We start from the raw sequence: 12,896 nt of genomic DNA on the forward strand, positions 1-12,896 counted from the left end.
AAGGAAGATAATTATGTTATATAACAGCACACAGAACAAAAACGAGGTCGTTTCCTCTGCTCAGGCTATCGCTCAGGGTATTTCAAAGGACGGCGGACTTTTTGTTCCTCAGGAGTTTCCGAAATATACCGAGGATGACTTTAAGGCGCTTTTGTCTTTGGACTACAAGGGCAGAGCCAAAAAGGTTTTCTCTGACTTCCTAACAGACTTTACTAAGGAAGAAATCGACGACTGCGTAGACAGCGCCTACACTGCCGAAAAGTTCGGCTCTGAAAATCCTGCGCCTATGGCTTACGCAAAGCTTGACGGCAAGAGCCTTAATATTCTCGAGCTCTGGCACGGCCCGACCTGCGCATTTAAGGATATGGCGTTGCAGATACTTCCGCACTTCCTTACAAAGTCGCTTAAAAAGACATATGACGGCAAGGACGCCGTTATTCTTGTAGCCACCTCGGGCGATACCGGCAAGGCGGCTTTAGAGGGCTTTAAGGATGTTGACCACACAAACATCATCGTTTTCTATCCTGTTGACGGCGTTAGCCCTATGCAGAAGCACCAGATGAACACTCAGGAAGGCGAAAACGTAAAGGTTTGCGCAATCAAGGGCAACTTTGATGACGCTCAGACAGGCGTTAAGAAGATTTTTACAACTCCCGAGATTGCCGAAAAGCTGGCTGAAAACAATATGCTTTTCTCGTCCGCGAACTCAATCAACTGGGGCAGACTTCTTCCTCAGATTGTTTACTATATCTCGGCTTACTGCGACCTTGTGAACGACGGCAAAATCGCTTTCGGTGATAAAATCAATGTTGTTGTTCCGACAGGTAACTTCGGAAATATCCTCGCAAGCTACTATGCCTGCCTTATGGGGCTTCCGATTAACAAGTTTATCTGCGCCTCAAACTCAAACAACGTCCTGACGGACTTCATTAATACAGGCGTTTATGATAAGAACAGACATTTTTATACAACAATCTCTCCGTCTATGGATATTCTCGTGTCGAGCAACCTCGAAAGACTGCTCTATAAGCTCTCAGGCGACAGCGACGAGACTACAAGGGATTGGATGAACGCTCTTAAAACCGAGGGAAAATACGAGGTCAGCGACAGCGTTAAGGCGGTTATCACCGACAAATTTTTCGGCGGCTGCTGTGACGATAAGCAGACTCAGGCTACTATCAAAAGACTTTTTGACCAGGAAGGCTACCTCTGCGATACCCACACTGCGGTTGCGGTTAACGTTTATGAGCAGTATGTGGATAAGACAGGCGACAATACCCCTGCGGTAATCGCTTCTACAGCAAGCCCGTACAAGTTCTCAAAGGCTGTTTTGCAGGCTGTTGCGCCTAATGCTGAGCTTCCCGAGACCGAGTTTGATATGGTCGATATGCTCAACGAGATTTCAAAGACTGCCGTACCCGCTCCGCTTGCGGGACTTAAGAATAAAACTGCGAGATTTTCCGATGTTACCGAGGTTGACAGTATGCCTCAGTACGTGCTCGGAGCTCTCGGAATTGAGTAATGTTGCTATTTGTAATAGGCGACCTTCATCTGTCGCTCGGCGAGGATAAGCCGATGGATATCTTCTCGGGCTGGAACGACTATGTAGAACGGCTTGAAAAGAACTGGAGAAGCCTTGTTAAGGACGACGACACCGTTGTTGTGGCAGGAGATATTTCCTGGGCAATGAAGCTTGAAGAAACCGTGACCGACTTTAAGTTTATCGACAGTCTGCCCGGCAGAAAGATTTTCTTAAAGGGCAACCACGACTATTGGTGGGGCACAAAGAGCAAGATTGAAAAGCTCCTTGCAGAAAATGAGCTAAACACAATCAGTATTTTGTTCAATAACGCCTACGCCTGCGGAGATTACGCAATCTGCGGAACAAGGGGCTGGTTCCTCGAAAACGACACGCCCGGGGATATTAAAGTCCTCAACCGTGAGGTCGGACGGCTTAAAATGTCGATTGAAGAAGCCTTAAAGACCGGTAAGGAACCGGTAGTCTTTTTGCATTATCCGCCTTATTACAGGGGCATAGAATGTAAGGAGATTATGGACGTTCTGCTTGAATACGGCATAAAAAAATGCTACTATGGGCACATTCACGGCAAGCAAAATTTCCGTCTGGCGTTCGAAGGAGAGTACAAGGGAATCGAATTTAAGCTGATTTCCTGCGACAGGGTACAGTTTACGCCTGTTTTGGTTAGATAAAAACTTGATTTATACTAAGTATTGTGATATAATAAGACGATATATTTTATTTGGAGGAATTTAAAATGGCACTTAAGGAATGTACAAAAAAGGAAGAAGCAAATACCTACGAGCTTACCGTAGAGGTTGACGGCGAAACTTTTGAAAGAGCTGTAAACACCGTCTACAAAAAGCAGGTTAAAAATATCAACATTCAGGGCTTCAGAAAGGGCAAGGCTCCCAGAAAAATTATCGAGAAGATGTACGGCTCTGAGGTGTTCTATGAGGACGCTATGCAGGACTGCTATCCCGACGCTCTTTATGAGGCTGCCAAGGAGAAGGATTTAAAGATTGTTGCCGTTAATTCGCTCGAAGCAATTGAAGCAGGCAAGAACGGCTTCACCTTCAAAACCGTAATCGTTGTTGAGCCCACACTCGACATCGACGGCTACAAGGGCTTTGAGATTGAGAAGAAGTCAACCGAGGTTACTGACGAGCTCGTTGACGAGGAGATCAAGAAGGTTCTCGACCGCAACTCCAGACTTGTTGAGGTTGAGGGCAGAGCTGCCAAGGACGGCGACACAGCTGTTATCGACTTTGAGGGCTTTGTTGACGGAGTTCCTTTTGAGGGCGGCAAGGCTGAGAAGTACAGTCTCGCACTTGGTTCAGGCAACTTTATCCCCGGCTTTGAGGAGCAGGTTGTAGGCCACGAGGCAGGCGAGGAGTTTAGTATCAACGTTAACTTCCCCGAGGACTATCAGGCTGAGAACCTTGCCGGCAAAGAGGCAGAGTTCAAGATCAAGCTTCACGAGCTCAAGGAAAAGGAGCTTCCCGAGCTTGATGATGACTTTGTAAAGGACGTTTCCGAGAAGGAGACCGTTGACGAGTACAAGGCTGAGCTCAGAACTCAGATTGAAGCCCGCTTAAAGGACGAGGCTCAGAAGGATATTGACGACCAGATCGCTGCTAAGCTTATCGAGCTTGCTCAGGGCGATATTCCCGAGGCTATGTACGAAAATCAGGTTAACGATATGATGAGAGATTTTGAAATGCGTCTCCGTCAGCAGGGTATGAACATTGATATGAAGACCTATATGCAGTATATGGGCATGGAAGAGAGCACTGTTCGTGAGATGTACAGGGAAGAAGCTGAGAAGAAGGTTAAGCTCAGACTTGCTTTACAGTCAATCGCTGCTAAGGAAAACATCGAAGTAACCGAGGCCGACATCGAGGACGAATACTCCAAGATGGCTGAGGCTTACAAGATGGACGTTAATCAGGTCAAGGCTGCTATTCCTGCCGACTCACTCTCTGAGGACATCAAGGTTCAGAAGGCTCTTGACATTGTAAAGAACAGCGCTGTTATTAAATAAGAATATTTAAGCGCGAATTGATAACTATAATTTAGAAAGGTTTTGATATTATGGCACTGGTACCATATGTAGTTGAACAGACAAACCGCGGCGAACGCAGTTATGATATTTTTTCAAGACTGTTAAACGACAGAATCGTTATCCTCAACGACGAGGTTAACAGCGCTACCGCAAGCGTAGTTGTGGCACAGCTATTGTACCTTGAAAGCCAGGACCCCACCAAGGACATCAGCCTTTACATCAACAGTCCCGGCGGAAGCGTTACAGACGGCTTCGCGATTTACGACACAATGAACTACATCAAGTGCGATGTTTCCACAATTTGTATGGGTATGGCGGCGAGTATGGGAGCTTTTCTGCTTTCATCAGGCGCAAAGGGCAAGAGAATTGCCCTGCCGAACTCAACAATTATGATACATCAGCCTCTCGGCGGATATAAAGGTCAGGCTACCGATATGGAAATCCATACCAAGTATATGCTTGACACCAAGGCAAGGCTTAATCAAATTCTCTCAGAGAACACCGGCAAGCCCCTTGACGTTATCAAAAACGACACCGAGCGCGATAACTTTATGACTGCTCAGCAGGCTATGGAATACGGACTTATTGACAAGGTAATTGACAGAAGATAAGGTAGGAAAGCAAATGGCTAATTCTAACAACAATAAGGAAATTTACTGCTCATTCTGCGGAAAGCCCCAGGATATGGTATTGCGCCTTATTGCGGGCAACGGTGCTTATATCTGCGACCGTTGCGTTAACCTTTGTATGAATATTCTCGACCAGTCGGGGGAGAACGATTTAAGTCCTTCTCCCAATGGTAAGGCTGTTCCCGGGCAGGATGTTCCCGGGGATGTCAGCAAGCTTATTAAGCCCAAGGAGATCAAGGCTATTCTTGACGAGTATGTTATCGGTCAGGACGACGCCAAAATCACCCTGAGCGTGGCGGTTTATAACCATTACAAGCGCGCTTTGGCAGGCGACGACAGCGTTGAGTTCTCAAAGAGCAACGTGCTTTTGCTCGGTCCGACGGGCGTGGGCAAGACCTTGCTCGCTCAAACGCTTGCAAAGGCTCTTGACGTGCCGTTTGCTATTGCCGACGCAACTACTCTTACCGAGGCAGGTTATGTGGGCGAGGATGTCGAAAATATCCTCTTAAAGCTCATTCAGGCTGCGGATTACGATATCGAACGCGCTCAGCGCGGTATCATCTATATCGACGAGATTGATAAGATTGCCAGAAAATCCGAGAACCCCTCAATTACCCGCGATGTTTCGGGCGAGGGCGTTCAGCAGGCTTTGCTTAAAATTGTCGAGGGCACTGTTGCCAATGTTCCCCCTCAGGGCGGAAGAAAACACCCTCAGCAGGAGTTTTTGCAGATTGACACCAAGAACATTCTGTTTATCTGCGGCGGAGCCTTTGACGGACTTGAAAAGATTGTCGAAAAGCGCCAAGGGGGTTCGGTAATCGGCTTTGAGTCGCTCGTTAAGTCCAAAAAGGAGCTTGACGAAACCTACTGGATGAAGGATGTTGTGGCTCACGACCTCGTAAAATTCGGCATTATCCCCGAGCTTATCGGTCGTCTGCCGGTTATTACGGCGCTCAGCGGTCTTGACACCGAGGCGCTTGTAAAAATCCTCACCGTTCCCAAGAACTCGATTGTTCAGCAGTACAAAAAGCTCTTTGAGCTCGATAATGTTGAGCTTTACTTTGAGGATGAAGCGCTTGAAGCTATTGCCGATATGGCTCACGAACAGCGCACAGGCGCAAGAGGACTCAGGGGCATTATGGAAGGTATCCTTAAAAACCCGATGTTTGAAACACCGTCCGACAGCACGATTGAGAAAATCATCATCACCAAAGAGGTTGTTACGGATAATGCCTCTCCTCAGATTATCAGGAGAAAAGAAAAGCCTTCTTTCCCTGTTAAGTTATCCGGTAAGCCGGCGCTTAAGCGCACAAAGAGAAGCTCGGCTTCGTAAATTTAAAAGCAGATACGTTTTAGTAAAAACCGTAGGGGCGGACTGAAATGTCCGCCCGATAAATACAAAAGACGGTATAAAACGGGCGCACACATTGGTGCGCCCCTACTTGTTTATATACAGAAGTTTGAAATTTATAATTTATGAGGGTTATAGAAAGGACTTATAATGGATTTTGAAAATACAAACACCCTGACGCTTCCTGTTCTGCCGCTCAGAGGGCTTGTTGTTTTTCCCAAGTCTTTAATTCATTTTGATGTTGGCAGAAAAAAGAGCATTACCGCTATTAAAAAAGCGATGGAAACCAACCAGCTTATCTTCCTCTCGGCGCAGATTGACGCATCCGACAGCGAACCTAAGCTGATTGACTTATATAAAATCGGAGTTGTCGCAAAGGTTATTCAGGTGCAAAAGCTCCCCGAGAACACCACGAGAATTGTTATTGAGGGTAAGTACCGTGCAAAAATTGAATCGCCCGTATTTGACAAGGGCTGTATGATGGCTGAGGTTGAGCCTATTCCCGACGCTATTACTCCGCCCACCTCGCGCGATACCGCGCTTATTCGTGCGGTCAGGGAGCAGTTTGAGCGCTTTATTGAGATTGCGCCCAAAACCGCGCCCGACATCATCTTCAAGGTTGCGCTTTGCAAGTCAACAGGCGAGCTTGCCGATTATATCACGGCGAACATTCCGCTTGACTACACCATTAAGCAGATGATACTCGAAACTCTCAATCAGTACGACAGGCTCGAAACCGTGCTTGACGAGCTGATGAACGAGATTTATATTCTCAAAATCGAGGAAGAAATCACTGTTAAAGCCAAGATGAGGATTGACGAAACCCAGCGCGACTTTTTCCTCAGAGAGCAAAAGAAGGTTATCGAGGAGGAGCTCGGAGAAGATGACAATCCTTCCGATGAAGCGGCGGACTATGCCGACAGGATTTTGGAGCTTAAGCTTGATGAAAAGAGTCAGGAAACCCTGCTTAAGGAGTGCCGTAAGCTGATGAAAATGCCCTACGGCTCTCAGGAGGCTTCGGTGATCCGCACTTATCTTGACACCGTGCTTGACCTTCCTTGGAACACCTCTACAAAGGACAAAATCGTTATCTCGAAAATCCGCAGAGAGCTCAACAAAACTCACTTCGGGCTTGAAAAAATCAAGGACAGAATTGTTGAACAGCTTGCGGTCAGGAAGCTCAGCGACAAGCAAAAGGGACAGATCATCTGCCTTGCAGGCCCTCCCGGTGTGGGCAAGACCTCAATCGCCAAATCTATCGCCAATGCTATCGGCAGAAAAAGCGAGAGGATCGCGCTCGGCGGCGTAAAGGACGAGGCTGAAATCCGAGGTCACAGGCGTACATATATCGGCTCAATGCCCGGCAGAATTATGGCTGCGGTTCAAAATGCAGGCACAAACAATCCGCTTATTATCCTCGACGAGGTTGACAAGCTGTCGGCTGACTACAAGGGCGACCCGACCTCGGCACTGCTCGAGGTGCTCGATATTGAGCAAAACTACAAGTTTACCGACCATTATATCGACATTCCGTTTGACCTTTCGAACGTTATGTTCATCACCACGGCGAACGACCTCGGAGCAATTCCTGCTCCGCTCAGGGACAGAATGGAAATCATCGAGATCAACAGCTATACCCGTGAGGAAAAGTTCAATATCGCCAAAAAGCACCTTGTGCCAAAGCAGTTGGAGCTCAACGGATTTTCTAATAAAGAATTAAAATTCACGAATAAAGCGCTTTACACCATCATCGACTACTACACCCGAGAGTCGGGAGTTCGTACCTTAGAGCGCTATATCGCTTCCGTAATGCGCAAGTGCGCGGTTAAAAAGCTAGAGAACGGCGAGGAAGTCTTTAAGATTGACGACAAGGCAGTTGAAAAGCTTTTGGGCAACAAAAAGTACCTGCCCGACACCTATAGCAAGAAGAACGAAATCGGCGTTGTTAACGGCTTGGCGTGGACGTCTGTCGGCGGAGAGCTTCTGCCGATCGAGGTTGCTGTTATGGAAGGCACAGGCAAGATCGAGCTGACAGGCTCGCTCGGCGACGTGATGAAGGAGAGCGCGCATATCGCGATCACCTGCATAAGAAGCCATGCAAATGTGCTGGGAGTTGACCCCGGCTTCTACAAGAATAAGGACATTCACATTCACGCTCCCGAGGGCGCAGTGCCCAAGGACGGCCCGTCGGCAGGCATTACAATGGCTACTGCGATTTATTCTGCGCTTTCGGCAAAGCCCGTAAGGTGCGATATCGCAATGACAGGCGAGATTACCCTGAGGGGCAAGGTTCTGCCTATCGGCGGACTTAAAGAAAAGAGTATGGCGGCGTACAAGCACGGAATAAAGCTGGTGCTTATCCCGAAGCTCAACGAGCCCGATTTGTCCGAGCTCGACCCTGCGGTTAAGGAAAAGGTAGATTTCATCGCGGTTGAGGACTTCACCGAGGTCGTGAAGCTCGCGGTAATCAACCCCGTAAAGGTCAGCGAAAAGGCGTGGAACGACATTAATTTGCCTGTCGAGCCGAAAGCAAGTCCGGCAGGGGTTAGGCAGTAATAAAGAGTTAAGAGTTTAGAGTTAAGAGTTTAGAGTTTAAAAACAAGGTGTTTTAAAATGAATTTCAACGAAGTTAGTTTTGAATATGCGGCGGGAACTGTCAGTCAGCTCCCAAAGTCCGATATGCCCGAGGTTGTGTTCTCGGGGCACTCCAATGTCGGCAAAAGCTCGCTTATCAATAAGCTGGTTCAGCGCAAGGCTCTCGCAAGGGTGAGCGCTCAGCCGGGCAAGACGGCTACGATTAACTTTTATAAGCTAAACGATTTTCGTATGGTCGATTTGCCGGGCTACGGCTATGCAAAGGTCTCAAAGACCGAAAAACAGCGGTGGGCGTCTCTTGTAGAGGGATATCTGTCCTCAGAGCGCAACATCGCGCTTATCGTCCAGATTGTGGACATCCGCCACAAGCCGACCAAGGACGACTACGATATGATTAACTTTCTCTACAACTGCAACGCGCCCTTTGTCATCGTCCTGACAAAAAAGGACAAGCTCAAAAAAACCGCCTACGAAAAGCGCATTGACGAGGTTATGGACGAGCTTCAGGACTATGAGGGCGTACAGCTAATTCCGTTCTCTGCCGTTAACGGAGAGGGTTTGGATGATATAAAGCAGGCGATAGAGGAATATGTCTGTTGTTAATCGTAGGGGCGGACCCATGTGAAATTCCCCTGTCAGGGGAAATGTCGCGTAGCGACAAAAGGGTTGCCGTCAGGCTACGGACGCCCGCAGGACAGGAACACAACATATATTCTCATATGTGTTTTTTTGTGTGCTGAATTAAACGTCCGTTTATCGCGATTAAAACGGATTGTAAGGTAAATTCGGTTCACGTTTCTCGGGCGGACACATGGGTCCGCCCCTACAATATAAATCAAAATGCAAAAATATTAGGGGGAAGTACAATGGAAAAGAAGCCGTTTATTACTCTTGAACAGGCTCGGGATATTATCAAGGATATTCCTACGCCTTTTCATCTGTATGACGAGAAGGGTATCAGAGAGAACGCACGTGAGCTTTACAAGGCTTTCAGCTGGAACAAGGGTTACAAGGAGTTTTTTGCCGTAAAGGCTACTCCCAATCCCTATATTATGCAAATCCTCAAAGAGGAAGGCTGTGGTATGGACTGCTCGTCCTACACCGAATTACAGCTCTGCGAGGCGTGCGGAATTACCGGCAGTGATATTATGTTCAGCTCGAATGTAACTCCGGTGCAGGATATGAAGCTCGCCTACGATATGGGCGCGTACATCAACCTTGACGACTACACCCATGTGGAGTTTATCAAGAAGGTCTGCGGAGTTCCAAAGACAATCTGCTGTCGCTTTAACCCCGGCGGAGTTTTTAAGATGGCTGACAGCGAGGACAAGGTTCAGGTTATGGACACTCCCGGCGACTCAAAGTACGGAATGACCGAACAGCAGATGGAGAAGGCGTTTATCGAGCTCAAAGAGGCGGGCGCCGAGGAGTTCGGAATTCACGCTTTCCTCGCTTCAAACACCGTTTCCAACGGCTATTATCCCGAGCTTGCAGGGATTTTGTTCAACCTTGCGGTAAGGCTTCAAAAGAAAACAGGCGTACATATCAAGTTCATCAACCTTTCGGGCGGTGTGGGAGTTGACTACAAGCCCGAGGAGCAGAAGAACGATATTGCCGTAATCGGCGAGGGCGTTCACAAGAAGTTTGACGAAATCCTTGTCCCCAACGGTATGGGCGACGTCGCTATTTATACCGAGCTCGGCAGGTATATGCTCGCTCCTTACGGCGCATTGGTTGCCACGGCAATCCACGAAAAGCACATTTACAAGGAGTACATCGGTCTTGACGCGTGTGCGGCTAATCTTATGCGTCCTGCGATGTACGGCTCATATCATCACATCACGGTGCTCGGCAAGGAGAATATGCCCTGCGACCATAAGTATGACGTGACAGGCGGTCTGTGCGAGAATAACGACAAATTCGCGGTTGACCGTATGCTCCCGAAAATCGACAAGGGCGATATTATATATATCCACGACGCAGGCGCTCACGGTTTTTCGATGGGCTACAACTACAACGGCAAGCTCCGCTCGGCAGAGGTTCTGCTCTGCTCAGACGGAAGCCATAAGCTTATCAGACGCGCCGAGGAACCGAAGGACTACTTTGCGACCTTCGATTTTGGTGAGTACGGTAAGTTGAGTAATAAATAATAATTGAATTTACAGGAAACGTTTGAATAAATATTTAAAGCCTCCCCCGTCGCGCAAGCTACGGGGGAGGTGTCATTTTGCTCTGCAAAATGACGGAGGGGGCTACGTGTGAATTAGCACGAGTTATACGTTGCATTACAAAACGGGGCGTTAAAGGAAAAGCCGCCCCCTCAGTCAGCTAACGCTGACAGCTCCCCCATGACAAGTAATGGGGGAGCCTTTAAACTATCAACAAACGTTTCCGCTAAATTAATTAAACTCTAAACTCTAAACATTAAACTCTAAAAAATTTTTTAAAATATTGCATAAAACACTGCAATTTTTTTAAATTTGGGTTTATAGGTGAAAGGAGTTTTTCCTTTTAATAAAAAAATAAGGAGGATTAATATGAATATTAATCAACTTCTAAATCACCTAAACGGCGTAAAACGCCTTAACGGCAATCATTTTCAGGCGCTTTGTCCGTGTCATGACGACCACCGACCGAGCCTTGATATCAGGGAAGGGAGCAAGGGGATTGTTATGAGCTGTCCTGTGTGCTCGGCTAACGGCGAAAGCGTTATGAAGGCGCTTAATCTTGATGTCAGGGAGCTTTTTTACGAGCCGAAATCCCGACCTCACAAGCCCGAAAACGTGACCTATTACTACTCTGACGAGCTCAAAAAGGTTCGCTTTTACTACTTTGACGAGTACAAGGGAGGTTACTCAAAGGGCTTTTGCTGGTACCACAAGGGGGAGAGGGGTCAGCAGGTCAAGGGCTTGCCCAAGGACAGCGAGGGCAACACCGTGCCTGTTCCGCTCTACAAGCAGGGCTGTATCACTCAGGCGAAAGAACAGCAGGAGACGCTTTATATTGCCGAGGGCGAAAAGGATGTTGACACCCTGACTAACGAGCTCGGACTGTTTGCAGTGTGCTCTCCTCACGGAGCAGGCAAGGGCAGGCTGGAAAAGAAGTGGAGCAGTGATTACAACGGGCTGTTCAAGGGCGTTAGCGTAGCGGTTATCCCCGACAATGACGAGCCGGGCAGAGAGCTTGCAAATTATATTGCGACAGAGATTTTGCCGTATGCCGACGAGGTTAAGGTGCTCGACTTAACCAACGAGTGGGATTGGCTGAAAAAGAAGGGCGACATCACCGACGTGTACGAAAATGACAAGCCCGTTGACGGCTATAACCTTGTGCAGACGGTAAGGCTCAGGCTGAACGCGCTTACGCTTACTGCCAAACCGTTTGAAAAAGCAGAAGCGCCTGTCGTGAAAAAAAGCGATACCCCGAAGTACATCTGCCTTGAAGATGTTGAGAGCACAAAGACCGAATGGCTGTGGTACCCGTACATTCCGAGGGGCAAAATCACACTGATGACGGCTGACCCGGGTACGGGCAAGACGTTTTTGTCACTGTATCTTAGCGCTCAGGTCAGCACGGGACGACCGTTTTACGGCGAGGAAGGCGCGTATAAGGAGCCTGCGAATGTTGTCTATCAGACGGCAGAGGACGGCATTGCCGACACGATCAAGCCGAGGCTTGAAAGTATGCGCCCTGACTTTCGCAGGATTTTTATTATGGACGAGACCGACAAAACCCTCAGCCTGACAGACAAGCGGATTGAGAGCATTTTTGCCGATATAAAGCCAAAGCTGATTATTTTTGACCCCTTGCAGGCGTACCTCGGCTCGAAGATTGATATGAACCGCGCAAACGAGGTCAGACCTGTTCTGCAAAGGCTTCACCTGCTTGCCGAAAAGTACAACACGGCTGTGATTTTGATTATGCACCACTCAAAGACAACGCAGAATTCCGCGCTTCACCGCGCCTTGGGCTCAATGGATATTCCTGCGGTTGCAAGAAGTATGCTGATTTTGGGCAGAGACCCCAAAAACCCCTTCGGCAGAATACTCTGCCACGAAAAATCATCCCTCGCCCAAAGGGGAAAGAGCATTTGCTTTGAGGTAAACCCCATGCAGGGCGGTATAAAATTCAACGGCTTCACCGATTTAACGGCGGACGACATCCTAAACCAAGTCCATTCCGAGAGGAACAGACAGAGTGTGAAAAAGGACGAGCTGTGCGAGAAGATTTTGGAGATGTTTGGGGAGGAAGAAACAATAGAAATTCCGAAAATTACTCAAATTTGCGAGGATTTTAACTGTAAACCGTCAACTCTCAGGAGAGCAATTAACGAACTTGGTATTTCAAGCAAAAGCAAAGGATTTGGAAAGGGAAGAATTACACAATGGAGCTTGTCTAACACGTTTAATGACACATCAAATCCATCTGTTACAGACACCTGTTCTTAAATGGACACGATGGTAAAAAGCCAGTGTTTATGCGGTTTTTACATCATATCCACCTTTGGTTCTTAAATGAACTTTATGTACGCTGAAAGAAAATTTATTTGGCTGTTTTGTGTATCGGCGTCATCATATCCATTTAAGACTTAAAATGAACTTTATGTAAAAACCCAGTGTTTATGCGGGTTTGCTCCATCGTTTCCATTTAACTCAGCGTATCTATAAAAATGAATTTTATGGTGAAAATTGTAGGGGCGTTCTTAGCACAACGGCAACCTTAGCACGTCGGCAATCC

The 12,896-nt window shown here is 47.6% G+C and carries 9 protein-coding genes; all 9 read left to right on the forward strand.

Annotated elements, in window-relative coordinates; translation table 11 throughout:
- Positions 1 to 13 precede the first annotated feature (13 nt).
- The 9 genes from thrC (at position 14) to AB1I50_RS00795 (ending at position 12,607) form a co-directional block, all read left to right on the forward strand.
- Positions 14 to 1,522, forward strand: coding sequence for a threonine synthase (gene thrC, locus AB1I50_RS00755; RefSeq protein ID WP_407724315.1), 1,509 nt, complete (start codon positions 14 to 16; stop codon positions 1,520 to 1,522).
- On the forward strand, positions 1,522 to 2,211 hold the full coding sequence (locus AB1I50_RS00760) for a metallophosphoesterase (RefSeq protein ID WP_407724316.1): 690 nt from the start codon (positions 1,522 to 1,524) through the stop codon (positions 2,209 to 2,211). Before thrC ends, AB1I50_RS00760 begins: the two co-directional genes overlap by 1 nt.
- A 65-nt stretch (positions 2,212 to 2,276) precedes the next feature.
- Positions 2,277 to 3,563, forward strand: coding sequence for a trigger factor (gene tig, locus AB1I50_RS00765; RefSeq protein ID WP_407724317.1), 1,287 nt, complete (start codon positions 2,277 to 2,279; stop codon positions 3,561 to 3,563).
- A 50-nt stretch (positions 3,564 to 3,613) separates the two neighbouring features.
- The gene (clpP, locus tag AB1I50_RS00770) at positions 3,614 to 4,195 is read left to right on the forward strand and encodes an ATP-dependent Clp endopeptidase proteolytic subunit ClpP (protein ID WP_407724318.1); all 582 of its coding nucleotides are present in this window, start codon (positions 3,614 to 3,616) and stop codon (positions 4,193 to 4,195) included.
- A gap of 13 nt (positions 4,196 to 4,208) precedes the next feature.
- A complete protein-coding gene (gene clpX / locus AB1I50_RS00775) occupies positions 4,209 to 5,546 on the forward strand; it encodes an ATP-dependent Clp protease ATP-binding subunit ClpX (protein ID WP_407724319.1) in 1,338 nt (445 codons plus the stop codon).
- A 168-nt stretch (positions 5,547 to 5,714) separates the two neighbouring features.
- Complete coding sequence (lon, locus tag AB1I50_RS00780; protein WP_407724320.1) at positions 5,715 to 8,120, forward strand: endopeptidase La; 2,406 nt, start codon at positions 5,715 to 5,717, stop codon at positions 8,118 to 8,120.
- 57 nt (positions 8,121 to 8,177) lie between these two features.
- The gene (yihA, locus tag AB1I50_RS00785) at positions 8,178 to 8,762 is read left to right on the forward strand and encodes a ribosome biogenesis GTP-binding protein YihA/YsxC (RefSeq protein WP_407724321.1); all 585 of its coding nucleotides are present in this window, start codon (positions 8,178 to 8,180) and stop codon (positions 8,760 to 8,762) included.
- 263 nt (positions 8,763 to 9,025) lie between these two features.
- Positions 9,026 to 10,309 carry a diaminopimelate decarboxylase gene (locus AB1I50_RS00790; protein WP_407724322.1) on the forward strand — a complete coding sequence of 428 codons (1,284 nt, stop codon included), beginning with the start codon at positions 9,026 to 9,028 and terminating at the stop codon, positions 10,307 to 10,309.
- A 387-nt stretch (positions 10,310 to 10,696) separates the two neighbouring features.
- Entirely contained in the window at positions 10,697 to 12,607 is a 1,911-nt protein-coding gene (locus AB1I50_RS00795; RefSeq protein ID WP_407724323.1) for an AAA family ATPase, read from the forward strand.
- Positions 12,608 to 12,896 lie beyond the last annotated feature (289 nt).

Source organism: Ruminococcus sp. NATIVEDY161 (genome assembly GCF_045819895.1).
Lineage (GTDB): Bacteria > Bacillota > Clostridia > Oscillospirales > Acutalibacteraceae > Ruminococcoides.

Bases quoted from the DNA above. Each gene is read 5' to 3' on its own strand.
- thrC (WP_407724315.1), top strand. From the start codon at position 14: ATGTTATATAACAGCACACAGAACAAAAACGAGGTCGTTTCCTCTGCT.
- AB1I50_RS00760 (WP_407724316.1), top strand. From the start codon at position 1,522: ATGTTGCTATTTGTAATAGGCGACCTTCATCTGTCGCTCGGCGAGGAT.
- tig (WP_407724317.1), top strand. From the start codon at position 2,277: ATGGCACTTAAGGAATGTACAAAAAAGGAAGAAGCAAATACCTACGAG.
- clpP (WP_407724318.1), top strand. From the start codon at position 3,614: ATGGCACTGGTACCATATGTAGTTGAACAGACAAACCGCGGCGAACGC.
- clpX (WP_407724319.1), top strand. From the start codon at position 4,209: ATGGCTAATTCTAACAACAATAAGGAAATTTACTGCTCATTCTGCGGA.
- lon (WP_407724320.1), top strand. From the start codon at position 5,715: ATGGATTTTGAAAATACAAACACCCTGACGCTTCCTGTTCTGCCGCTC.
- yihA (WP_407724321.1), top strand. From the start codon at position 8,178: ATGAATTTCAACGAAGTTAGTTTTGAATATGCGGCGGGAACTGTCAGT.
- AB1I50_RS00790 (WP_407724322.1), top strand. From the start codon at position 9,026: ATGGAAAAGAAGCCGTTTATTACTCTTGAACAGGCTCGGGATATTATC.
- AB1I50_RS00795 (WP_407724323.1), top strand. From the start codon at position 10,697: ATGAATATTAATCAACTTCTAAATCACCTAAACGGCGTAAAACGCCTT.